The sequence below is a fragment of the Ruegeria sp. CG3 genome, assembly GCF_056537205.1.
In genome coordinates, this window is the sequence record NZ_JBQFRC010000001.1 from 1,050,649 (window position 1) to 1,073,254 (window position 22,606).

The 22,606-nt window shown below is 61.0% G+C and carries 20 protein-coding genes; 4 read left to right on the forward strand and 16 right to left on the reverse strand.

Annotated elements, in window-relative coordinates:
* Positions 1-127 precede the first annotated feature (127 nt).
* The 6 genes from ACR0NB_RS05270 to purC all read right to left on the reverse strand — a co-directional run bounded on the left by ACR0NB_RS05270 (position 128) and on the right by purC (position 5,920).
* Positions 128-1,462, reverse strand: coding sequence for a sigma-54-dependent transcriptional regulator (locus ACR0NB_RS05270; protein WP_093961984.1), 1,335 nt, complete (start codon positions 1,460-1,462; stop codon positions 128-130).
* 13 nt (positions 1,463-1,475) lie between these two features.
* Positions 1,476-3,248 (reverse strand): sensor histidine kinase, encoded by a 1,773-nt coding sequence (locus ACR0NB_RS05275; protein WP_480633039.1) that lies wholly within the window; start codon positions 3,246-3,248, stop codon positions 1,476-1,478.
* 36 nt (positions 3,249-3,284) lie between these two features.
* Positions 3,285-3,953, reverse strand: a complete 669-nt coding sequence (gene purQ / locus ACR0NB_RS05280; RefSeq protein WP_170339318.1) for a phosphoribosylformylglycinamidine synthase subunit PurQ — start codon at positions 3,951-3,953, stop codon at positions 3,285-3,287.
* Between the two features lie 34 nt (positions 3,954-3,987).
* Positions 3,988-4,218, reverse strand: a complete 231-nt coding sequence (gene purS / locus ACR0NB_RS05285; RefSeq protein ID WP_170339320.1) for a phosphoribosylformylglycinamidine synthase subunit PurS — start codon at positions 4,216-4,218, stop codon at positions 3,988-3,990.
* Between the two features lie 129 nt (positions 4,219-4,347).
* The gene (locus tag ACR0NB_RS05290) at positions 4,348-5,016 is read right to left on the reverse strand and encodes a MarC family protein (protein WP_170371121.1); all 669 of its coding nucleotides are present in this window, start codon (positions 5,014-5,016) and stop codon (positions 4,348-4,350) included.
* Positions 5,017-5,164: 148 nt separating this feature from the next.
* Positions 5,165-5,920 (reverse strand): phosphoribosylaminoimidazolesuccinocarboxamide synthase, encoded by a 756-nt coding sequence (gene purC, locus ACR0NB_RS05295; RefSeq protein WP_170357710.1) that lies wholly within the window; start codon positions 5,918-5,920, stop codon positions 5,165-5,167.
* Positions 5,921-6,108: 188 nt separating this feature from the next.
* Here purC and ACR0NB_RS05300 point away from each other — a divergent pair, with 188 nt between their 5' ends.
* Both ACR0NB_RS05300 and bmt read left to right on the forward strand, forming a co-directional pair.
* Positions 6,109-6,426, forward strand: a complete 318-nt coding sequence (locus ACR0NB_RS05300) for a DUF1476 domain-containing protein (RefSeq protein WP_170357709.1) — start codon at positions 6,109-6,111, stop codon at positions 6,424-6,426.
* Positions 6,427-6,544: 118 nt separating this feature from the next.
* Positions 6,545-7,558, forward strand: a complete 1,014-nt coding sequence (gene bmt, locus ACR0NB_RS05305) for a betaine--homocysteine S-methyltransferase (RefSeq protein ID WP_480775109.1) — start codon at positions 6,545-6,547, stop codon at positions 7,556-7,558.
* Positions 7,559-7,561: 3 nt separating this feature from the next.
* Here bmt and ACR0NB_RS05310 read toward each other — a convergent pair whose 3' ends face one another.
* The 10 genes from ACR0NB_RS05310 to ACR0NB_RS05355 form a co-directional block, all read right to left on the reverse strand.
* Positions 7,562-8,338, reverse strand: coding sequence for an enoyl-CoA hydratase-related protein (locus tag ACR0NB_RS05310; protein ID WP_093961976.1), 777 nt, complete (start codon positions 8,336-8,338; stop codon positions 7,562-7,564).
* 71 nt (positions 8,339-8,409) lie between these two features.
* Complete coding sequence (locus tag ACR0NB_RS05315; protein ID WP_093961975.1) at positions 8,410-8,865, reverse strand: cytochrome c-type biogenesis protein; 456 nt, start codon at positions 8,863-8,865, stop codon at positions 8,410-8,412.
* Positions 8,862-10,826 carry a heme lyase CcmF/NrfE family subunit gene (locus tag ACR0NB_RS05320; protein WP_480775110.1) on the reverse strand — a complete coding sequence of 655 codons (1,965 nt, stop codon included), beginning with the start codon at positions 10,824-10,826 and terminating at the stop codon, positions 8,862-8,864. Before ACR0NB_RS05320 ends, ACR0NB_RS05315 begins: the two co-directional genes overlap by 4 nt.
* A gap of 75 nt (positions 10,827-10,901) precedes the next feature.
* Positions 10,902-11,480: a holin family protein gene (locus ACR0NB_RS05325; RefSeq protein ID WP_170357701.1), complete on the reverse strand. Its 579-nt coding sequence runs from the start codon at positions 11,478-11,480 to the stop codon at positions 10,902-10,904.
* Complete coding sequence (locus tag ACR0NB_RS05330; protein ID WP_170357699.1) at positions 11,471-12,082, reverse strand: holin-associated N-acetylmuramidase; 612 nt, start codon at positions 12,080-12,082, stop codon at positions 11,471-11,473. Before ACR0NB_RS05330 ends, ACR0NB_RS05325 begins: the two co-directional genes overlap by 10 nt.
* 138 nt (positions 12,083-12,220) lie before the next feature.
* Positions 12,221-12,667 carry a cytochrome c maturation protein CcmE gene (gene ccmE / locus ACR0NB_RS05335; protein WP_170338751.1) on the reverse strand — a complete coding sequence of 149 codons (447 nt, stop codon included), beginning with the start codon at positions 12,665-12,667 and terminating at the stop codon, positions 12,221-12,223.
* A gap of 7 nt (positions 12,668-12,674) precedes the next feature.
* Positions 12,675-13,703, reverse strand: a complete 1,029-nt coding sequence (gene argC, locus ACR0NB_RS05340; protein ID WP_480775111.1) for an N-acetyl-gamma-glutamyl-phosphate reductase — start codon at positions 13,701-13,703, stop codon at positions 12,675-12,677.
* A 93-nt stretch (positions 13,704-13,796) separates the two neighbouring features.
* Positions 13,797-14,606 carry a glutamate racemase gene (locus ACR0NB_RS05345; protein WP_170600616.1) on the reverse strand — a complete coding sequence of 270 codons (810 nt, stop codon included), beginning with the start codon at positions 14,604-14,606 and terminating at the stop codon, positions 13,797-13,799.
* Positions 14,607-14,614: 8 nt separating this feature from the next.
* Complete coding sequence (locus ACR0NB_RS05350) at positions 14,615-15,493, reverse strand: lysophospholipid acyltransferase family protein (RefSeq protein ID WP_480775112.1); 879 nt, start codon at positions 15,491-15,493, stop codon at positions 14,615-14,617.
* Positions 15,494-15,569: 76 nt separating this feature from the next.
* Positions 15,570-18,989, reverse strand: a complete 3,420-nt coding sequence (locus ACR0NB_RS05355) for an indolepyruvate ferredoxin oxidoreductase family protein (RefSeq protein WP_480775113.1) — start codon at positions 18,987-18,989, stop codon at positions 15,570-15,572.
* Between the two features lie 169 nt (positions 18,990-19,158).
* On the opposite strand from ACR0NB_RS05355, the gene ACR0NB_RS05360 reads away from it, so the two are divergent.
* Positions 19,159-20,067 carry a LysR family transcriptional regulator gene (locus ACR0NB_RS05360; protein ID WP_093961966.1) on the forward strand — a complete coding sequence of 303 codons (909 nt, stop codon included), beginning with the start codon at positions 19,159-19,161 and terminating at the stop codon, positions 20,065-20,067.
* A 269-nt stretch (positions 20,068-20,336) separates the two neighbouring features.
* Entirely contained in the window at positions 20,337-22,589 is a 2,253-nt protein-coding gene (locus ACR0NB_RS05365) for a mechanosensitive ion channel domain-containing protein (RefSeq protein WP_480775114.1), read from the forward strand.
* The last annotated feature ends 17 nt before the right edge of the window (positions 22,590-22,606 follow it).

Genomic DNA, 22,606 nt, shown 5'->3' on the forward strand with positions numbered 1-22,606 from the left:
AGTCCTGTGGAAAACACAATGGGCAAACTGCAAAGGAGCCCGATCTACGGACAGGTCGGGGTTCCTCCGGCCTCAAATTTCCCGGGCGTACTTTGGCCAAAAGGCCAACAGGGATTGGCCCCCTCGCCTACAGATAGTCCGCCCGTTGCAACCCGTACTTGGCCATTTTTTCATTCAAAGTCCGGCGCGGCAGGCAAAGTTCCTCCATCACCGAGGCGATGGACCCCTTGTGGCGCCGCATTGTGTTGTCGATCAGCATCCGTTCGAACGCCTCAACGTATTCCTTCAGCGGCTTGCCCTCGGTGGTCATCACTGGCTGCATCTCTTCGTGATCGGACATCAACAACGACGCGATGGTGCCCGATCCGCGCCGCGATTGCAGAACTGCGCGTTCGGCGATGTTGATCAACTGGCGCACATTGCCCGGCCACGGCGCCTGCAGCAGCTGCGCGGCTTCCTGGGCGCTGACTTGCGGCGCCTCACAGCCGTATTCTTCGGCAAACTGCTCGCTCAGCCGGGTGAACAGGGTCAGGATATCCTCGCCCCGCTGCCGCAGCGGCGGCATGGTGATCCGCAGTGCCGCCAGACGATAGAACAGATCCGGCCGCAGCACGTCCTCGCTGGTCTTGCCGGCTTCCTGCAGGTTTGAGATCGCAACGATCCGGGTCTCGGCCGGCGTTCCCTGCTCGTTCATCACGCTCAGCAAACGAGCCTGCAGCGTGTCGCTCAGCGCCTCGATATCCTCCAGCACCAGAGTGCCGCCGCGGGCTTCCTCGATGGCGGGCAGTTGCGTGTCCTCGGGCATCATCGGGCCAAACAGCCGCTTGGCCAGCGCCTCTTCTTCCAGCGCGGCACACGAGACCAGAACGAATTTCTTGCCCGCCCGGCTGCCGACTGCATGCAGCGCGTGCGCCACCAAAGTCTTGCCGGTGCCGGTTTCGCCGTCGATCAGCACATGCCCGTCGGCCTGGCCCAGGTCCAGAATATCCTCACGCAGGCGCTCCATCACCGGGCTGGCGCCGATCAGCTTGTTCATGATCTGCGTGCCACCCGACAGCTCGCGCCGCAGGGCGCGGTTGTCCAGCGTCAGCCGCCGCGCGTTGCTGGCGCGTTTGGCCAGTTCCGACATCCGATCCGGGTTGAACGGCTTCTCCAGAAAGTCGAACGCCCCCACCCGCATCGCCTCGACGGCCATCGGCACGTCGCCGTGACCGGTAATCATGATCACCGGCAAGGTACTGTCGGCGCCCATCAGCTTTTTCAACAGCTGAATGCCATCCATGCCGGGCATCTTGATGTCCGAGATCACGATCCCCGGGTAATCCGGCCCCAGAACCTTGAGCGCATCCTCGGCGCTGGCAAAGGTTTCGGTGTCATAGCCGGACAGCGCCAACCATTGGCTGATCGACTGGCGCATGTCCTGTTCATCATCCACGATGGCAATTTTCATGGCCTGTGCCATAGGTACGTCCTCGTTATTCTGCGGCCTCAAGGCCGTCATGTCCCAAAATGGGCAGTTGCATCTCGAATACCGCGCCGCCGTTCTGGCCGTTGCGCGCAGTCAGCCGTCCGCCATGGTCGTTCACGATCCCGGACGAGATGGCAAGACCCAAGCCGACCCCATCTCCGGGCCGCTTGGTGGTGTAGAACGGCTCGAACAGGTTCTCGATATCCTCGATCCCGTGGCCATTGTCGCGCACCGCCAGTACGGCGGTCTCGCCTGCGGCCAGAATGATCTCGACCTCTGGCTCTGCAACAGATTTGGTGGCGTCGAGCGCGTTTCGCAACAGGTTGACCATAACCTGTTCAATCCTCATCCGATCTCCCATCACGATCACCGGCTCTTCGGGAAGGATCTGGGTGATCTTGACCTGCCTCTGGCGCAGCTGCGGTTCCATCATCGACAGGGATGAGGCCAACGCCTCCCCAAGATTTACGGGTGAAAACGCGTCCGCACCCTTGCGGGCATAAGACTTGAGCTGCCGCGTGATCGCGCCCATCCGCTCGATCAGACCGTCGATCCGACCAAAGCTGGCCAGCGCCTCTTCGGGGCGGTTTCGGCGCAGCAGCAGCCGCGCGCCCGCCAGATAGGTCTTCATCGCCGCCAACGGCTGGTTCAACTCGTGACTGACGGCCGCCGACATCTCGCCCAGGGCTGCCAGCTTCGAGCTTTGCGCCAGCGTCTGTTCCGCCACTTCCAGCGTCTTTTCAACCCGTTCGCGTTCGGCGATTTCGCGCTGCAGCCTTGCGTTCAATGCGCGAAGCTCCGCCGACTCGCGTTGGAACAGCGCCATGCGGAACGTGGCCCTGCGGCTCAGTGCATAGAAGGTCAGCGCCAGGAGAATCGCAAACCCCATGATCTCGAGCGCCAGCACGCTGTTCACCTTTTCGCGGATCGAGGAATATGTCGTGAACGAGGTCATCTTCCAACCGCGAAACGGGATGCGGGTCTCCATCCGCATCACGGCCTCGCCCGCAACATAGGCGTCCGGCGGCAAGGCCGTCCAATCGGTAGTCGCCCGAATTGCGCGCTGGATGGCACCCTGCGGATGCTGCCGCAACAACGCCTCAGTCTCGTTCAGGCCGCGCCACTGGGGTTCGGTCGACAGAATGATCGTTCCGGTGCTGTCGGTCACCATGACCGCGTCCGAGATCCCGGCCCAGGCGTTTTCAAACTTGCGCAGATCAACTTCGACCACAATCACGCCCAGAATTTCGGACCCGAACTCGATCCTGCGGGAATAGAGAAAGCCATAACTGCCGGTCTCGCGCGCAATCTCGGAAAAGATCGTCGCGTTCGACCTGACGGCATTCACGAAATACGGGTCACTTCGATGGGACTCACCCAGTCGATTGCGGTCTGTTGCGGCAACGACCCGACCATCCCGATCCAGCAGCATCAGCGACGCAGCCCCGATTTCCTCAACAAAGGACAGAAGCCGCTGCGTCGACAAGGAAAAATCGGCTGACTGCAAGGCCGAAATCAAAGTCGGGTCCCGGGCCAGCAATTGTGGAACGATGGCGTTTCGACGCAATTCGCTCAGCAGGTTTCCGGAATAGAGCGCCAGGCGCAGTTCAGCCCTGTTTCGGGTCGATTCCGTGAACCGATTGGTCAGCAGGCTGTTGGTGACCCAGACCGTCGCCGCAGCAGCAACCAGCAACACGAACACGGCCAGCCGCAAGCGCCACCCCAAAGGGGCACCGCGGCCAAATAGATTTGTCCAGCCTGATTGCGCGTCGGAACTCATGCACCGAAGCTACGCTTCCGCGCCCACGACCTCAAGTCACGCAGGTGTCAGCACACCCGACAATGCGCGGAAGAGCGCCACTCCGTCGGTACCGCCATGGGCCTCGTCCGCCGCCCGCTCGGGGTGGGGCATCATGCCCAGCACGCGCCGGTTGTGCGACAGGATCCCGGCAATATCCCCGCGCGAGCCATTGGGGTTGTCGGTATAGCTGAAGGCGATCCGATCCTCATCCCGCAGGCGGGCAATGGTTTCGTCATCAGCGAAGTAGTTGCCATCGTGATGCGCGATCGGAATCTGAATCACGTCTCCTGCGTTGTAGCCCTGAGTAAAGGCGCTGTCGCTGGTCGCAACCTTCAGCCCAACTGTTCGACAGATGTATTTCAAGCCGGCATTGCGGAGCAGCGCGCCCGGCAGGATGCCGGTCTCGGTCAGGATCTGGAACCCGTTGCAGATGCCGATGGCATAGCCGCCCCGTTCGGTGTGCTCGACCACCGCCTTGCAGATCGGAGACTGCGCGGCGATCGCACCGCAGCGCAGGTAATCGCCGTAAGAAAACCCGCCCGGCACGCCCACGATGTCCACGCCCTGCGGCAGTTGGGCATCCTTGTGCCAGACCATGTCGACCTGAAATCCAGCCTGCTCAAAGGCGACGGCAAGATCCCGGTCACAATTGGACCCCGGAAAAACGACAACCGCTGCGCGCATGGGAAACCCTCCTTGGGGATGGCGGTCAGAGAATTCAGACCAGTTCGATCTCGTAACGCTCGATGACCGTGTTGGCCAACAGCTTCTCGCACATTTCGGCCACATCGGCCTTGGTCGCGCCATCGGCCAGTTCCAGGTCAATCACCTTGCCCTGCCGGACGCCCTGCACCTTGTCGAACCCCAGTGCGCCCAATGCGTGGCGCACAGCCTCGCCTTGAGGGTCCAGAACCCCGTTCTTGAGCATTACGTGCACCCGTGCCTTCATCGTCGCAACTCCACCTGTGGCCCGCCGCGCCGGGGCCTGTTCCGTTGCGCGGGGGATAGCGCGACTGACCGCGCAGAACAAGCCTTTGTGATGCGGTCGAATGACCGCAGGCGGTTCATCTTGAGGAAATCAATTGCCCGCGCTGCGAGTCAACCCGGGATAATGTGCATCAACCGCGTTGAAGATGCCGGTCAGAACCATTTCGACGGCCACGGCAACCAGCAGGATCGCCATGATCCGGGTCAGCACGTTGATCATCGTCTCACCCACAAGACGCGAGATGCTGTCGGCAAACAACAGGCCGAGTCCAACGATGAAACAGGCGATCAGGATCGCCGAGCCAAGGGTCACAAGTTCGGCCCCATCCGACAGTTGATGCGAGAACACGATCGTCACGGCAATCGTGCCCGGGCCAATCGTCAATGGGATCGCCAGCGGAACAACGGCAAAGTTCAACTTGCGCGCGTGGCCATCGACCACGGCCGCCTGATCGCCCGGCGCACGGTCTTGCGCGTTCAGCATCGACATGCCGATCCCGAAGATAATCAGCCCGCCGGCCACGCGAAACGAAGGAACGTCGATCCCGAAGACAGCCAACACCTCTTCACCTATAGCGACCGAGATCAGTGCGATCACCGTCACCGAGGCCATCACGATCATCGCTACCCTGCGCCGTTCGGCAGGTGTGCAGTCGCGCGTCATGCTCAGGAAGATCGGGATGTTGTAGAGCGGGTTGAATATGGCCAGCACGGCCGCCAGAAACTTCAGGAAAACCGCTTGATCGAACAACGCGCTCATTCAGTGTGCCACCTTGGTTAGCGGACCGGGTTGGTCGGTCAACCCGAAGATGCGTGACAGGGGCCTGACCTGTCAAACCCGCAATGAAAAATGCGCCGCCCCCGAACAGGAGCAGCGCATCCTTGTTAGGCCCTGCCAGTCGGCGCGATCAGTTGATCAGGGTGGGCTTGCTCACGTTGCTTTTCGGCAGAACGCCCAGGCGACGGGCGACCTCGGAATAGGCGTCGGTCAGGCTGCCCAGATCGCGGCGGAACACGTCCTTGTCCAGCTTTTGTCCTGTCTCGATATCCCAAAGGCGGCAGCTGTCTGGGCTGATCTCATCAGCGACGATCAGGCGCTGGAAGTCACCCTCGTAGACACGACCGATTTCGATCTTGAAGTCGACCAGACGGATACCCACAGCCAGCATCACGCCGCTCATGAAGTCGTTCACCCGCAGCGCCAGGCTCAGGATGTCGTCCATGTCCTGCTGGCTGGCCCAGCCGAACGCGGCGATGTGCTCTTCGGTCACCAGTGGATCACCCAGCGAGTCGTCCTTGTAGCAGTATTCCACGATCGGGCGCGGCAGTTGCGTGCCCTCGGCAATGCCCAGCCGTTTCGACAGCGACCCGGCGGCATAGTTGCGGACGATCACCTCAAGCGGGATGATCTCGCAGCTGCGAACCAGCTGTTCGCGCATGTTCAGGCGGCGGATGAAATGGGTCGGCACGCCGATCTGGTTCAGACCGGTCATGAAGAATTCGCTCAGGCGGTTGTTCAGAACACCCTTGCCGTCGATCACGTCTTTCTTTTCCGCGTTGAACGCGGTGGCGTCATCTTTGAAATACTGAACGATCGTGCCCGGTTCCGGGCCTTCGTACAGGATCTTGGCCTTGCCTTCGTAAATCTTCTTGCGACGCGCCATGTGCGACCTTTCCAGGCTGGGGCGAGGGAATGAGTCCCATCGCGTTGGCGCTCTCATAGTGCAAGCCCCCCTTTCCCGCAAGTTCATGCATCCGAGAGGCTTTGACGCAGCGCAAATACCTTGCACCCGGCAGCGCGTATGGTCATATCATCAGGAAACACACTTTTACTTGAAGAGGCCCAACACCCATGACCACGTTCGACGAACGCGAAAACGCCTTTGAAGCAAAATTCGCCCATGACGAAGAAATGCAGTTCAAGGCGCAAGCCCGTTGCAACAAGCTGCTGGGCCTGTGGGCTGCGGAAAAAATGGGCAAAAGCGGCGACGAGGCCGCCGAGTATGCAAAATCCGTCGTGATCGCCGATTTCGAAGAGGCCGGCCACGAGGACGTTGTGCGCAAGGTTGCCGCCGATCTGGGCGATCTTTCCAGCCCCGAGGAAATCCGCGCCAAGATGGCGGAACTGCTGCCCGAGGCCAAAGCTCAGGTGATGAGCGAAGCCAACTGAGGCGTGCCGCCCACCTCATGATCTTCATGAGTATTATGAATTTGATTTGACGTCCCGGTCATGCGACACGGGGCGTCTAAATTTCTGGCCTTTGGGGCCACAACTCCGGACATCTCCAATGACCAACGCGCTGACCAGATTGCTGGAAACGAAGGACGCCATTCTTGCCGATGGCGCCACCGGAACGAACCTGTTCAACATGGGGCTACAATCGGGTGATGCGCCCGAGCTGTGGAACACCGAGCAACCCGACAAGATCCGCGCTCTCTATCAGGGGTCGGTGAATGCGGGCAGTGACCTGTTCCTGACCAATACATTCGGCGGAACGGCTGCACGTCTGAAGCTGCACGACGCCCACACCCGCGTGGCCGAGTTGAACCGCATCGGCGCCGAACTGGCGCGCGAGGTCGCGGATGCCGCCGGACGCCCGGTGGTGGTTGCGGGCTCGGTCGGTCCGACCGGTGAAATCCTGGAACCTGTGGGCAGCCTGACCCATGCCGAGGCGGTCGAGATGTTCCACGAACAGGCCGAGGCGCTGAAAGCCGGCGGCGTCGACGTGCTGTGGGTAGAAACGATCAGCGCGCCGGAGGAATTCCGCGCCGCGGCCGAGGCTTTTGCCCTGGCCGACATGCCTTGGTGCGGTACCATGAGTTTTGACACCGCCGGGCGCACCATGATGGGCGTGACCTCGGCAGATCTGGCGCAACTGGTCGAAACCCTGCCCAACCCGCCGATCGCCTTTGGCGCCAACTGCGGCACCGGCGCGTCTGACATCCTGCGCACGGTTCTGGGTTTTGTGGCTCAGGGAACCGAACGCCCCCTGATCTCCAAGGGCAATGCGGGCATTCCGAAATATGTCGATGGCCACATCCACTATGACGGCACGCCTGAACTGATGGGCCGTTACGCCGCCATGGCGCGCGATTCAGGTGCGACCATCATCGGCGGTTGCTGCGGAACGATGCCAGCGCACCTGCGTGAGATGCGCAAGGCACTGGACACTGAACCCCGTGGCGCTCGTCCGTCGCTCGAGCAAATCACCGCGATATTGGGGCCTTTCTCCTCGGCCAGTGACGGAACCGGGGACGAGGCGTTGCCCGAACGGCGCGCGCGTCGCCGCCGCCGGGCCTGATGGTCAGCGCCCCTCGAACCGGGGGGCGCGTTTTTCGAGAAATGCCACTACGCCTTCGGCGAAGTCGCGGGTGCGCCCACATTCTCCCTGCAGGTGCGCCTCGGTCGCCAGTTGTTGCGGCAAGGTGTTTTCGTAGGTGCCTCTCATCGCCTTTTTGATCGCGGCAAAGCCCGCAGTCGGTCCTTTGGCCAGGTACTCGGCGCGCTTGCGCCAATGCGCGGCGAATTCATCGTCGGCAACCGCCTCGTAGATCATGCCCCATTGGTCGGCCTGACGCGCAGAAATCTTGTCGGCGAACAGGGCCGCACCCATGGCTTTGGCCAGACCCATCTGGCGCGGCATGAACCACGTCCCGCCGGCGTCCGGCAAAAGACCGATCCGGGCAAAGGCTTGCAGGAAATAGGCGCTTTCGGTCGCAATAACCACATCGGCACACAGGGCTAGGTTGGCCCCTGCCCCCGCCGCGGGACCGTTCACGGCCGCGATCGTCGGCACCGGACAATCATGAACAGCTTCCAGCATCGGTTCATATTCATCGCGCAGCGCGCGTTCCAGATCGATCTTGCCGGTGCTGGACGCATCGCCCAGATCCTGGCCGGAGCAAAACGCCGGACCCGCGCCCGTCAGGACGATTGCGCGCGCGTCATGAGCGGCTTTTTTCATCGCATGGGTAATCTCGGCGCGCATTTTCGTCGTAAGCGCGTTCATCTTGTCCGGCCGGTTCAGCGTGACCACAGCCAGACCGTCCGTGATGTCCAAAAGCACCGTTTCGTATTCCATGAAGTCCTCACATGCGCAGAATTTCCCGAACCCTGACCCAAATGCCGCGCAAGGGAAAGGCAAACCGCACGTCAGTCTTCAAGAATCCGGCGCAGGCGCTCTTTCTCGTCGTCACTCAATCCGTCCACGGCGGAGGTCTCCTCAACCCGCGCACGACCGCGCAAGAAGTTCCACCCCAGACCCGCGGCAATCAACAGCATGGCCGGCCCTGCCAGCCACAACAGAAGGTTCGCCCCCGTGGTCGTGGGTTTGAGCAGCACGTATTCCCCGTAGCGGTCGACGATATAGGCAACCGCTTCTTCATCGGTGTCGCCCGCGACCAGCCGCTCGCGCAGCAAAATTCGCAGGTCACGGGCCAGTTCCGCGTTGCTTTCGTCGATGCTTTCGTTTCGACAGACCAGACAACGCAGGCCCGTACTGATGTCCCGCGCTCGGGCTTCCAGCGCCGGATCGTCCAGGACTTCATCCGGCTGGACCGCCATCAGCGGCGATGCCAGCAACAACAGCAAAACGATCAGACGTTTCATTCTGCTGGCACTCCGCCTGCCGGAGCCTTGCGCGCGCCTGCGGCCACCCGGAAGCGGCGGTCGGACAAGCTGAACAATCCGCCAAGAGCCATCAGAATGCAGCCTCCCCAAATCCAATTCGCAAGAGGTTTGATGTAAGTACGCATGACCCAGCCGCCATCGTCCTGCTGATCCCCGATGACCACGTAGACATCACGCAGAAAACGGTAGTCAATCGCAGCCTCGGTCGTGGGCATGGCGGCCACCGGATAGGTCCGTTTTTCCGGGTTCAGCGTAGCAATCTCTCGATCATCTTTTTGAACCTGCACATCGGCCATGGTGGAGAAATAGTTCGGTCCCTCAACTTCGCGCACGCCGTCCAAAGTGAACGAGAAACCGCCCACGTCGAAGGTTTCCCCGATACGTGCAACACGGATGTCCTCGACCTCCCAGGCGGTCAGGCCGGCAATCGCAAAGATCGTGACCCCCAGACCGGTATGGGCGATCGCCTTGCCCCAATCCGCACCCGGCAGACGCATCAGACGCCGGACGCCGCCGGTGCGGCCTGTACGGCTCCACAGATCGACCGCGGCGCCGAAGGTGATCCATGCGCCAAGGAACAAACCAACCGGGCCAAGCGCGCTGCGGCCCGTCTGCAGCACCCAAACCAGTATGGCCAGCGAAACGGCCAGAACAAACGCATAGCGTAGCTGCCATGCGACGCGGCCCAGCCTGCCGCGCTTCCACGGCAGCATCGAACCCAGCGGCAATGCAATGCCCAGCACCACCATGAACGGCGTAAAGGCCGCATTGAAGAACGGTGCCCCGACCGAGAGCTTTCGGTCGAACATCATCTCGGCAACCATCGGCCACAGGGTCCCGAAGAACACGACAAAACTGCTGACAGCCAGCAGGATATTGTTCAGCACCAATGCGCTTTCACGGCTGACCATTCCGAACAGCCCCTTGGCCTCCATCGCCTGCGCCCTGGCGGCGAACAGGATCAGCGCTCCGCCGATGAACGCCACCAGAATGAACAGGATGAACACACCACGCTCAGGATCGTTTGCGAAGGCGTGAACCGACGTCAGAAGGCCCGAGCGCACGATGAAGGTGCCGATCAGAGAAAAGCCAAACGCAATGATCGCCAACAGAATGGTCCAGCTTTTCAAGGCTTCGCGCTTTTCGACCACGATGGCCGAGTGCAACAGGGCGGCGGCCAGGAGCCACGGCATGAAAGACGCGTTTTCCACAGGATCCCAGAACCAGAACCCGCCCCAACCCAGTTCGTAATAGGCCCACCAGGATCCCAACGCGATGCCGATGGTCAGGAATATCCACGCTGCCAGGGTCCACGGTCGAACCCAACGACCCCACGCCGCGTCCACCCGCCCCTCGATCAGGGCAGCGACGGCAAAGCTGAATGCCATGCTCAGGCCCACATATCCAAGGTACAGAAACGGCGGATGGAAAGCCAAACCGGGATCCTGCAGCAAGGGGTTTAGATCGCGGCCGTCAAACGGCGCCACGGGAAGCCTGTCAAACGGGTTCGACGTAAACAGGATGAAGGCGTAGAACGCCACCCCGATTGCGGCCTGCATCGCCAAGACACGGGCCTTGAGCGTGGGTGGCAAACCCTGGCCGAAAAGCGCGGCCGTTGCGCCAAAAAGCGCCACGATCAGCACCCACAACAGCATCGAGCCTTCGTGGTTTCCCCAGGTTCCGCTGATCTTATACAGCATCGGCTTCAGGGAGTGGCTGTTTTCCACCACGATCCGCAGCGAGAAATCCGAGGTCGCAAAGGCCCACACCAGCGCAGCGAAGGCAAATCCTGTCAGAAGGCATTGAGCAATAGCCGCGGGCTCCGAGAACAGCATCCATGACGGCCAGCGTTTTGCGGCGCCGATCAATGGCACGACTGTCTGAACTATGGCCACCATGAAGGCCAGGATAAGGGCGAAATGTCCAAGCTCGGTAATCATGGGCTCGGGTATAATCCCGCGCCCGGGCAAGCGCCAATCACTTTCGCCGCAATCAGGCGCACATAGTGTCGCGGGTCAGGCGCGCTGCAGACGCCGCCAGTCCTCAAGCGCCGGGTTGTGATCGGGGATGATCACCTGGGCCGTCAGTTCGGCATCCGGCCCCGGATCGGCAGCCCCCGGACTTTCCGCTCGCATCTCGTGAAGAGCTTGCAAGTTGGCCATGACCTGTGGCGCCCGCATCATCGTAACTGAGATATCACGCTGAAGGTCCTGAACCTTCGCTTGGTGCCGCGCTCCGAAATAGAACGACACGATGACGCCCAGTAGCCACCACAGCGGCTCGGGCACCAGCGCAATTCCCTGCATCCGCGCCGCAAACCACAATGGATCGACCATCGCGGCCACGAACAGACCCAATGTCCCCAGCGCCAATGCAGGCCTTGGCAACCGATTCAAACCGTCCATGAAACGGTCAAACCCGCCTTTGCGGGGAGCTTCGAATTCCGCGCCGAACTGGTTCATCGCCTGTCCGCGCAGCGCAACAGCGCGTTCCGCACCGGCCTCCGAGTTCTCGCGGAAAACCTCGGCAGTTTCGCGCACCACGTTGCGCCCACCCCCGAACAGAAGATCAAAAACACCTGCGATCAGTCCCATGCGGCTATCCTTTGCTGAAACTCGGCCATGCTCAGGTGATAGGGCGGAGATAGAAACTCCTCGGCCCGGCGGATCCACCCCCCTTTCACACCGTTGCGGCTGCGCACGTATTTGCGCAAGGCTGGACGTCGGTCAGCAAGCCGGAAATAGTAGTTCCTTCGTGCCACCCCATACGCGTCGCGCAACACCACCGGATCGGGTTTTGCGGCCTGATCGCACGCCCCAGCCGTTCGCGGCCCCAAAACGCCATCCACGGCGAGCGAAAATCCCATCTGCACCAAAAGACGCTGCAGGATGCGCACCGCCTGTCCGCCCGCATTCACGTACATATCGAACAGCGTCGGCTGGAGCACGTGGGGCACCCGTGCCAGACCGGGCTTTTGAAAGTAATGCGTGATGAAAATCGCGACGGCCTGATCCCGGCCAAGCGCCATCACGTCGCGGCGATCGACAGTGCCGTCACGCGTCAGGTCAAGGCCCAACCGTCGCATCGTGTGGATTGTGACACCGTATTTCGTGGCCCCTCCGGGGTCGTCCGGATCATCGACGAAGCCGCCCTCGCGGGTTACGATCTCGTTGGCAATCTGTTGAACCGACTGCATGCTGCACCTCTGTGTTCCTATGCGGCCCACGGTCCGGTGAAATCCTTAAATCCATGAAACGAAGAAGGGCGCTGCACGACCAGATCGCGCAACGCCCTTGAACACTCATTCAGACAACCTACCGAAGGCTTTCCTGTTTCAGCTGTCTGCCGGCTCTTCGTAGACGCCCTGCTCCTTCAAGGCATCGATAACCTCTTTCGGCATATAGGTCTCGTCGTGTTTTGCCAGAATTTCAGTGGCTTGGAACACACCATCAACGTAGCTTCCGGTGCCGACCATCCCCTGACCCTCGGAGAACAGATCAGGCAAGACACCGGTGAAGGCCACCTTCACGCTCTCACCCCCGTCGGTAACGGTGAACCGTACGGTTTCACCCTGCCCGCGTACGATCGAGCCTTCTTCGACCAACCCTCCGATGCGGAACACCTCGTTCGGCGCCGGCGGTTCGGCGATTACCTGGCTGGGCGAACGGAAATAGTTGATCCCGTCTCGCATGGCATAGCCGATCAAGCCCGTCGCCAGGGCCAAAGCCACAAAAGCCAACAGAATGATCTGTACACGACGACGTTTCTTCAGCGTCTTCATCTCGCCCTCATGGGAACAGTGGGGCCATCATAAGCCCCGTCGTTTCGGGTTCACCTAACATCAGGTTTGCGTTCTGCAAGGCCTGCCCACTGCTACCTTTTGTCAGGTTATCCAGCGCCGCAATCACGATGGCACGGCGTTCGATCCTGTCAGCAACGACGCCGATATTGCAGAAGTTCGACCCGCGTACATGGTGAGTCGAAGGCGTTTCGCCAAAGGGCAGCATCTGAATGAAAGGCTCGTCTGCATAGGCTGCACACAGCGTTTCATAAACGCTCTGCGGATCACCCTTCACATACGAGGTCGCCAGAATGCCCCGGTTCGCGGGGATCAGGTGCGGCGTAAACTGGATGTGAACCGCGCGGCCCGCCAGTTTCGAGAACTCCTGATCGAACTCGCCCAGATGCCGGTGGGTGCCGCCGACGGCATAGGCGTTGGTGCCCTCGCTCAGTTCGGCGTGCAGAAGGTTCTCTTTCAGCGCGCGCCCCGCCCCGGAGACAGCGCATTTCAGATCAAGAATGATGTCATCCAGGTCGATAACACCAGCCGCGATCAACGGCCGCAGCACATACTGCCCCGTGGCAGCATTGCACCCGGTGCCAGCCACCAGCCGCGCAGCGCGGATGTCCTCACGATAGAACTCGGTCAGTCCGTAGACGGCCTCATCCTGATGCGTGAGTGCGGCATGCGGATTGCCGTACCATTTCTCGTACTCGTCGGGGTCGGCCAGCCGGTAATCCGCTGACAAATCAACGATTTTTAGGTCGGAGGGCAAATCCCGGATGACCTCCTGACTGGTCTTGTGCGGCAGCGCGCAAAAGCACAGGTCGATCTGGCCAAAGTCAATCTGCTCAATCTTGCACAGACGCGGCAAATCCAGATGGCGCAGATGCGGAAACACCTCGGCCATGGTCTGCCCGGCCTTGCGCTCGGCCGCCAGGGCGGTGATTTCCATGTTCGGGTGCTCGGCGATCAGCCGTACCAGTTCGGCACCGGTATAGCCCGAAGCGCCCAGGATTGCGATTTTGTGGGTCATGTCAGACCTCGTAGATTCATGTGACACGTCTGGCACCCGCCGACATGACAGGTACCGAATAAATTCATGACAGGGGCCGGTCCTTGACCTAAGTCAGGCGGCCTTGAAGGTGATCTGTCGTCGGAGAAATTGCGTTGCCCGGTCACTGACCTTCTGCGGATTGCCTGTGGTCAGGTAACCCGCCTCACCCCCGCCCAGCATATCCGGATGCCGCTGGAGATAATCCGCAAGGCTTTCGGCCACCAGGTCGCCTTGGCTGAACACTTGCACGTCCGGTCCCAACGCTGCCTGAAAGGCTTCGGCCATCAAGGGGTAATGGGTGCAGCCCAAGATCGCAGCCTGCGGTTGCGGCATCTTGCGCTTCAACGCGTCCACATGGCTCCGCACAAGGGCTTCGGCCAGGATCATGTCACCGTCCTCGATGGCATCGACCACGCCACCGCAGGCCTGCGCCTCAACATCGACGCCGATGGCGCGGAACGCCAGTTCACGCTGGAACGCACGGCTGGCCACGGTTGCCGGCGTGGCAAACAGGGCCACATGCTTGACCGCCACTTCGCGCGGGGGGCTGTTGTCGCCCCACTGGCGCTCGGTCAGCGCCTCGATCAGCGGCACGAACACACCCAGCACGCGCTTGCCCTGCGGCACGCCCTCTTCCTGCATCCGGCGCAGCGCCGCGGCGCTGGCTGTGTTGCAGGCCAGAATCACCAGATCGCAGCCGCGCGACCACAGGTCCTGCACCGCGTTTCGGGTCAGGTTGTAGATATCCTCGGCGTTGCGCACGCCATACGGCGCGTGCGCGCTGTCCGCGTAATACAGGAAATCCACCTCCGGCAGACGTGTCTGCGCGGCGTTCAGGACGGTCAGCCCGCCCAATCCGGAATCAAAGATGCCTACTGCCATTTGCCCCTTCAGGCGCGATGCCGTTCCTCGAATTCATAGCCATAGTCATACGACTTCAGCGGCTTCGGAGACAGCTCATACGTGGCTTTGCGCAAGAAATCCATCATCTTGCGCGTATCGCCGGCCAATGGGTCCAGAACGTCGCGGCCGATGGGCTGCCCCACGACCACATCAACCGGGGTATCGACGCGCTTTTTGAACTCTTTGATCAGCAAACCCATGCGCAGCGTCACATGCAGATGGCTGGCGATCTGAAACAGCCGCGAGGTGTGACCATCAAAGAACAATGGCACCACGGTGGCATTTGACTTGGCTACCATCCGCGCGGTGAAACCGCGCCAGCCCGGGTCCATCGGGTGCGCGAATGGCCGGGCCGCCGTGCTGACCGTGCCACCGGGAAAAATCCCGATTGCCCCACCCTGACCTAGATAATCCAGGGCGGTTTTTCGGGTCTGCAGGTTCAGCCGCATCGCCTCTTTCGTCTGATCGAAAGAGATCGGCAGGATGATCCGGTTCAGATCCTCAGCCTTGTGGAACACATGATTGGCCAGAATCCGGAAATCTCCGCGGGTCTGGGACAGCACATGCCCCATCATCAGCCCATCAAGAATCCCGTAGGGGTGGTTGGCGATCAGGATCAGCGGGCCGCCCTTGGGGATGTTTGACAACGCCCCGCCCACCACGTTCAGGCTCAGCCCGTAGCGTTCGACCATGACCGACCAGAAATCACGGCCATTGGCGACCTCGCGCTCGTAACCATCCGCGCGCCGGATCAGACGCAGCCGACCGGTCGTGTTCTCCATCAGTTTGATGACCATGCGCCCACCCCGCGTTTCAGCAGAATGGGCGTAGGAAATGTCCCGAGCGACTTGGCGACGTGATTTCATCACGGGTCTCCGGTGTGGCCGTCATCGGACGGCGCGGACGGGAACCCTACCGCGCCTCCATGACACCGATATGACGTTACTCGGCCGCGGCCCGCGTCTCGGTTCCTCCCTGCCGGATCACGGCCAGAAGTTCCTCGCGCCGCTTGGCGGCCTTGGCTTCGTTGGCGGCCAATACCGGACCGAAACCGCGGATGTCCAGCGGCAACCGCGCCAGCGCGACAATCGCATCACGGGTGTTGTTATCCAGCTTGGGCAGGACCTCTTTCATGTCCGACTCATACTGACGGATCAAGGCCCGTTCCATTCGGCGCTCGGCGGTATAGCCGAAGATGTCCAGCGGCGTGCCACGTAGGCCCTTCAGCTTGGCCAGAACCTTCATCGGCCCCAGCAGCCATTCGCCGAATTGCCGTTTGCGCGGACGCCCGTCCGGCCCTTTGCCCCCCAGGATCGGCGGAGCAAGGTGGAAGGTCATCTTGATGTCGCCGTCGAATTCGGCGGCGGCCTTGTCGCGGCTGTCCAGCAGCAGGCGGGCCACCTCGTATTCGTCCTTGTAGGACAACAGCTTGTGATACCCACGCGCGACTGCATCCCGGACCTTCGGGTCTTCGATCGACTCGACCAGCTTGAGATAGCGCCTGGACAACCGTTTGCCCTGATAGGCCACCAGATGAACGGCCCGGAAGGCGATGGCCTGCTCGGGTGTCTTGGGCAATTCGGTCACCGTGGGGGTCACGATGCGCGCCACTTCCTCGGGATGAAGAACCGCCCAGCGGCCGACCTCGAAGGCGCGCTTGTTGCGCTCAACCGCGGCGCCGTTCAGCTCGATCGCGGTCATGATCGCGTCGTGGCTGACAGGCAGCAGACTCCGCTGCCAGGCCGCCCCGAACACCATCATGTTGGAATAGATCGAATCGCCCATCACCGCGCGTGCCAACTCGGTCGCGTCGAACAGGGCAAGACCGTCCTTCAGTCGCGCTTCCAGCGCCAGTTCCAGCCGGTCCACCGGAATGTGGAATTCGGTGTTGCGGGTGAAATCGCCGGTTATGATCTCGTGGCTGTTGACCACCGCGCCGGTCTGACCAGTGCGCGTCAGGCCCAGCGTCTTGGCCCCGGCGGACACCACGAGATCACCGCCGATCAGCGCATGCGCCTCACCCGTAGCCACGCGGATGGCGCTGATGTCTTCTGGCTTGTTGGCCAGGCGACAGTGGATATGCACCGCGCCCCCCTTCTGCGCCAGCCCGGCCATTTCCATCATGCCCGCGCCCTTGCCGTCGATCTGCGCGGCCTGCGCCAGAACCGCCCCGATGGTCACGACGCCGGTGCCGCCGACGCCGGTGATGACCACGTTATGCGTGCCCTCGATCTGCGGCAGAACCGGCTGCGGCAGATGGGGGATGTCGATCTCGGTGGTGGCTTCCTTGCGGATCTTGGCGCCCTCCAGCGTGACGAAGGACGGGCAGAACCCGTTGAGGCACGAGAAATCCTTGTTGCAGCTGGACTGGTCGATCGCCCGCTTGCGGCCCAGTTCGGTTTCCTTGGGCACGATCGAGACACAGTTCGACTGCACCCCGCAATCGCCACAGCCTTCACAGACATCCGAGTTGATGAACACGCGCTTGTCCGGGTCCGGGAAGGTACCGCGCTTGCGGCGGCGGCGTTTCTCGGCGGCGCAGGTCTGGACGTAGACGATGACCGACACGCCTTCGATCTCGCGGTACTTGTTCTGAACCGCCATCAGCTCGGCCCGTTCGTGGGTTTCCACGTCGCCGGGCAGTGCCTTGAAATTCACATCTTCCTTTTCGTCATAGACGACGGCCACATGCTGCACGCCCATGGATTTGACCTCGCGCACGATGCGCTCGGCGGTCAGATGGCCCTCGTTCTCCTGCCCTCCGGTCATGGCGACCGCGTCGTTGAACAGGATCTTGAAGGTGATGTTGGTTCCAGCCGCCAGCGCAGCCCGGATCGCTTGAACGCCCGAGTGGTTGTAGGTGCCGTCGCCCAGGTTCTGGAACACGTGTTTCGTGGTCGAAAACGGCGCCTCACCGATCCAGTTGGCGCCCTCGCCGCCCATCTGGGTAAAGCCGGTAGTCTCGCGATCCATCCACTGCACCATGTAGTGACAGCCGATCCCGGCATAGGCCCGGCTGCCCTCCGGCACTTTGGTAGAGCTATTGTGCGGACAGCCCGAGCAGAAATACGGCAGCCGCGTCGCGATCTCCTGTGCGTTGTCGTTGCGGCGCGCCTCTTGCAGGCTGGCCAGCCCTGCGCGAATACCGTCGGTTTCGCGACCTTCCTCGATGAAGATCTCGCCCAGCTTTTCGGCGATCATGATCGGATCAAGCGCGCCACGGGTCGGGAACAGCTCTTCGCGGTGCAGCGTGCCTGCCCCGCCCTTGTACCAGCCGTACACGCGACGTCCGCGACGGTCGTCAAAGATCGCCTCTTTGACCTGCACTTCGATCAGCTTGCGCTTTTCTTCGACGATGATGATCAGGTCCAGCCCCTCGGCCCAATCATGGAACCCCTTCATGTCCAACGGGAAGGTCTGGCCGATCTTGTAGGTGGTGATTCCGAGCCGTTCGGCCTCGGCCTCGTCGATGTTCAGTAGCGACATGGCGTGGACCAGGTCCAGCCAGTTCTTGCCCGCCGCGGCAATGCCGATCTTGGCGCCCGGCTTGCCCCAGACCCGCCGGTCCATCCGGTTGGCGTGTGAAAACACTTCGGCCGCGAACCGCTTGTAGTCGATGATCCGCGCCTCCTGCAGGTGCGGCGTGTCGCCCAGCCGGATGTTCAGCCCACCTTCGGGCATGTCGAATTCCGGCGTCACCAGTTGCATCCGGTCGGGCCGGCCATCCACGACCGAGGTCACCTCGATCGTGTCCTTCATCGTCTTGAGCCCGACCCAGACCCCGGCAAACCGGCTGAGCGCAAAGCCGTAGATCCCATAGTCGAGGATTTCCTGCACTCCGGCCGGACTGACGACGGGCATGTACATATCAACCATCGACCATTCCGACTGGTGCAGCACGGTCGAGCTTTCGCCCGTGTGGTCGTCGCCCATCGCCATCAGAACGCCACCATGCTTGGCGGTTCCGGCCATGTTGGCGTGACGCATCACATCGCCGGACCGGTCCACACCCGGCCCCTTGCCGTACCACAGGCCGAACACGCCATCATATTTGCCGTCGCCGCGCAGACCGGCCTGCTGGCTGCCCCACAGGGCTGTGGCGGCCAGGTCCTCGTTCAGACCGTATTGAAAGGTCACATCGCACTCGGCCAATTGCTTTTCGGCGCGCGACATTTGAAGATCGACCGCACCCAGCGGAGACCCCCGGTATCCGGTGACCAGACCGGCAGTGTTGAGACCCGCGGCGGTATCGCGCGCCTTCTGCATCATCATCAGACGAACAAGCGCCTGCGTGCCATTCAAAAGCACCGGGCTTTTGGTCAGATCGAAACGGTCATTGAGCGAAATCTTTGGCTGACTCATCAGACGCCTCCCCACGTCGGAATAGTGTGCTGCATTTGACGTCATTTTAGGTCATAATTTCTGACCTGTATACAAAATTCCCCCTGTTCTGTAACGATTTCCCCGTTTGAATATGGAATTTGTTACCTCTTTCATATAGGGCTGCCAAAGGATAACGAAAGTTGCGACGATGAATTGGGACAAGCTCAGAATATTTCACGCGGTAGCTGACGCCGGCAGCCTGACGCACGCCGGAGACAAGCTGAATCTGTCCCAATCCGCCGTCAGCCGTCAGGTCCGCGCGCTTGAGGAATCGCTGGGCGCCACGCTGTTCCACCGCCACGCCCGCGGCCTGATTCTGACGGAACAGGGCGAGCTTCTGTTCGATGCAACAACGGCCATGTCCAAACGTCTGGACGCAGCCGCGGCGCGAATCCGAGACAGCGAGGATGAGGTCTTTGGAGTCCTGCGGGTCACCACGACTTTTGGCTTCGGGACCCTGTGGCTGGCGCCGCGCCTGCCCAAGCTGTATGAGCAGTATCCGGACCTGAACATTGACCTGATGCTCGAAGAACGCGTGCTGGATCTTCCGATGCGCGAAGCGGATGTCGCTATCCGGATGAAAGAACCCAGTCAGGCCGATCTTGTCCGCAAGCGTCTGATGACCGTTCGAATGATGTTGTATGCGACCAAGACCTACTTGGATTCGCACGGCGGTGCGCCCCAGACGTTGGAGGACATTTCGAAACACCGCCTGATCTGTCAGACCCCCGCCGCACCCCAGGTTGGCGTTGGCGCGTCGATGGTCAGTCACTTGATGACCTACGAACCCAGCTCACTGCTGACGGTGAACAACTACTTTGGTGTTCTGCAGGGTGTTCTGAATGACCTCGGAATTGGCGTCCTGCCCGACTACGTGACCGAGGATTTCCCCGACCTGGTCCCGATCCTGTCCGACATCGAGACGGCGAATGTGCCTGTATATTTGGCCTATCCTGAAGAACTGAGGCACTCAAAACGGGTCGCAGCGTTCCGAGATTTCGTTCAGGATGAAATCATTGCGCATCGCAAGCAGCTGAAACATCTGGGAAAACTATAGCTATGCACTCGCAGCATAGCGGACATGCCCTCAATGCGTCCAAAAAACCTTGATCGTTCACAGAGTGATCCCTAAATGAGCACTCGAAGGCGGTGATGCTGAAACGCTCATCATCTTCATACCTCCCTGTTGGACTACGGCCGAGCTTAGTGCTCGGCCTTTTTTTTGGCCTGCACCCGCGCGTGCGGTGCCAAATCGTTTGGAATTATTTTGCCAACGGGCCTATGATCGCGAAAAACCATAATATTTCGTGTTCGAGGACAAAGTTTATGATCAGCCTACTCCGCCTGTTTTTGATGGCGTTGGTATCCGTCACGTTCCTGGCCCGGCCAAGCATGGCCCAGAGCACCAGCGAACCCACCACCAGCCATGTGACCATCCCCGAAGATCTGACCCCCGAACAGGTCGACGATCTGGTGGCGAGAATGTCTGACGATCAGGTCCGGGCCATTCTGCTGGAACGGCTTGATGCGGTCGCGGCGAAACAGGCCGAAACGCAGACATCCCGTAAGGGGCTGCTGCAAACGATTTCATCCTCGGCGGGCGACATGGCTGCGTCTTGGCTGGATGTCATCCGCAAGGTTCCGCTGCTGGTTTCGGCGCAGGTCGAAGCCTTCAGCAATTTCGGAAACAAGTTTGGCGCAAGCGGTCTGGCAACCCTGTTCGGGTTCACCTTCTTGGCGCTTGCAATCGGGTATGCCGCAGAAACGGCGGTTGGCCTTTGGACCCGCCGTTGGATCAAAGTCGTCGATGGGGATGCCTCGACCAACCTAAAAGGCGCCGTAGTCTTTCTGTTCAAGCGCTTCTGCGTCGAGTTTCTGGGGCTGCTTGTCTTTTATTACACGCTGGTTTTCGTCGGGCGTCGATTGCTGGACGAACAGCAAATTGCTCAGGCGGCACCCTTCGTGTTCTTCCTGATCTGGTTCCCCCGGCTGGGAGCCGCGATTTCCCGTTTCATTCTGGCCCCGAAGCAGAGCAATCTGCGACTGGTCAACGTGAATGACAAATGGGCTAAATACCTGCATCGGAACCTGATCGGCCTGTTCCTGCTGATCGGGTTCACCCTGTTCATCCTGGATTTCAATGCGATGAATGGCGTGATGCCGGGTGAATCGCGCCTTGGTTTCTGGCTGAACACCGCCATCCACATCTATGTCGGTGTCATTGCATGGACGGCCCGCAACGGTCTGACCGACATGATGCGTGGTTCCGATCCGGATCGCACCCATTTCGACGAAGAAGTCGCCCGCTACTATCCATATTTTGCGATCGCCGTGTCGGCGGGTACCTGGCTTTTGGTCGAGTTCCTCGCCGCTCAGCGTAATCCGGCCGTGTTTGCCCTTCTGGCCGAAGGCGCGCATTTCGTCACGATGTTCTGGCTGCTGATCGCACCGGCACTCGACACGCTGATCCGAGGGCTGACCCGGCACCTGCTGCCGCCGATGATGGGCGATGGTCCGATCGCGGAACGTGCCTACAAATCGACCAAACGCAGCTACATCCGCATCGGACGCGTTCTGGCCGGCATTCTGGTCATTCTGATGATTGCGGATGCCTGGAACCTGGACCTGCAGGACATCGCGGGCGGGGACTCGGAAACCGGCAGCAAACTGGTTCAGTTCTTCATCATCATCGCAATCGGCTACATCCTGAACGAGGTGGTCTCGCTCTGGATCAACCGCCGCCTGGCCAAAGAGCAGACGGCTTCGGAGCAGAGCCCCGATGAGGAAGCCGGCGAAGGCGGCGGTGCCGGCGGCTCGCGCCTTGCCACGGTTCTGCCGTTGCTGCGCGTGACGGCTCAGGTGGCCATCGCGGTCATCTTTGCCCTACTGGCGCTGGGCGCACTGGGTCTGGACATCACACCACTTCTGGCTGGTGCCGGTATCCTGGGTCTGGCCATCGGCTTTGGTGCGCAGAAACTGGTCTCGGACATCGTGGGCGGGATTTTCTTCCTGATCGACGATGCTTTCCGCGTGGGTGAATATGTCGATGTGGGTGGCACCACCGGCACGGTCGAGAAGATCTCGATCCGCTCCATGCAGCTGCGCCACCATCGCGGCCCGGTGCACACCATTCCCTATGGCGAGATCCAGAAGCTGACCAACTACAGCCGCGACTGGGTCATCATGAAGCTGAAATTCACCGTGCCCTTCGACACTGATCCGAACAAGGTCAAGAAGATCTTCAAGAAGATCGGCGCCGAGATGATGGAGGACCCGCTCCACAAGGATGGCTTCCTGCAGCCCTTCAAATCGCAGGGCGTGTTCGACTTTGACGATGTCGGCATGATCATCCGCGGCAAGTTCATGGCCAAGCCCGGCAAGCAGTTCACCCTGCGCAAGGAGATCTTCAACCGGGTCAAGGCCGCCTTCAAGGAGAACGGGATCGACTTTGCCCGCCGCGAGGTGCGCGTCGCCATCCCCGGTTTGGAAGAGGCCGAAAACCTGACCGAACAGCAGAAAGCGGCGATCGGCGCGGCCGCGGCCGACGCAGTGAACAAGAAGGAAGAGCCGCCTCAATAACGGCGGCGGGACAGCGG

What these genes read in the sequence shown, in the direction of transcription:
- ACR0NB_RS05345 (WP_170600616.1), bottom strand. Translation starts at nt 14,606, where the DNA reads ATGGCAGTAGGCATCTTTGATTCCGGATTGGGCGGGCTGACCGTCCTG.
- ccmE (WP_170338751.1), bottom strand. Translation starts at nt 12,667, where the DNA reads ATGAAGACGCTGAAGAAACGTCGTCGTGTACAGATCATTCTGTTGGCT.
- purS (WP_170339320.1), bottom strand. Translation starts at nt 4,218, where the DNA reads ATGAAGGCACGGGTGCACGTAATGCTCAAGAACGGGGTTCTGGACCCT.
- purQ (WP_170339318.1), bottom strand. Translation starts at nt 3,953, where the DNA reads ATGCGCGCAGCGGTTGTCGTTTTTCCGGGGTCCAATTGTGACCGGGAT.
- purC (WP_170357710.1), bottom strand. Translation starts at nt 5,920, where the DNA reads ATGGCGCGTCGCAAGAAGATTTACGAAGGCAAGGCCAAGATCCTGTAC.
- argC (WP_480775111.1), bottom strand. Translation starts at nt 13,703, where the DNA reads ATGACCCACAAAATCGCAATCCTGGGCGCTTCGGGCTATACCGGTGCC.
- ACR0NB_RS05315 (WP_093961975.1), bottom strand. Translation starts at nt 8,865, where the DNA reads ATGAAACGTCTGATCGTTTTGCTGTTGTTGCTGGCATCGCCGCTGATG.
- ACR0NB_RS05290 (WP_170371121.1), bottom strand. Translation starts at nt 5,016, where the DNA reads ATGAGCGCGTTGTTCGATCAAGCGGTTTTCCTGAAGTTTCTGGCGGCC.
- ACR0NB_RS05325 (WP_170357701.1), bottom strand. Translation starts at nt 11,480, where the DNA reads ATGGGACTGATCGCAGGTGTTTTTGATCTTCTGTTCGGGGGTGGGCGC.
- ACR0NB_RS05310 (WP_093961976.1), bottom strand. Translation starts at nt 8,338, where the DNA reads ATGGAATACGAAACGGTGCTTTTGGACATCACGGACGGTCTGGCTGTG.
- ACR0NB_RS05270 (WP_093961984.1), bottom strand. Translation starts at nt 1,462, where the DNA reads ATGGCACAGGCCATGAAAATTGCCATCGTGGATGATGAACAGGACATG.
- ACR0NB_RS05300 (WP_170357709.1), top strand. Translation starts at nt 6,109, where the DNA reads ATGACCACGTTCGACGAACGCGAAAACGCCTTTGAAGCAAAATTCGCC.
- ACR0NB_RS05365 (WP_480775114.1), top strand. Translation starts at nt 20,337, where the DNA reads ATGATCAGCCTACTCCGCCTGTTTTTGATGGCGTTGGTATCCGTCACG.
- ACR0NB_RS05330 (WP_170357699.1), bottom strand. Translation starts at nt 12,082, where the DNA reads ATGCAGTCGGTTCAACAGATTGCCAACGAGATCGTAACCCGCGAGGGC.
- ACR0NB_RS05350 (WP_480775112.1), bottom strand. Translation starts at nt 15,493, where the DNA reads ATGAAATCACGTCGCCAAGTCGCTCGGGACATTTCCTACGCCCATTCT.
- ACR0NB_RS05320 (WP_480775110.1), bottom strand. Translation starts at nt 10,826, where the DNA reads ATGATTACCGAGCTTGGACATTTCGCCCTTATCCTGGCCTTCATGGTG.
- bmt (WP_480775109.1), top strand. Translation starts at nt 6,545, where the DNA reads ATGACCAACGCGCTGACCAGATTGCTGGAAACGAAGGACGCCATTCTT.
- ACR0NB_RS05360 (WP_093961966.1), top strand. Translation starts at nt 19,159, where the DNA reads ATGAATTGGGACAAGCTCAGAATATTTCACGCGGTAGCTGACGCCGGC.
- ACR0NB_RS05275 (WP_480633039.1), bottom strand. Translation starts at nt 3,248, where the DNA reads ATGAGTTCCGACGCGCAATCAGGCTGGACAAATCTATTTGGCCGCGGT.
- ACR0NB_RS05355 (WP_480775113.1), bottom strand. Translation starts at nt 18,989, where the DNA reads ATGAGTCAGCCAAAGATTTCGCTCAATGACCGTTTCGATCTGACCAAA.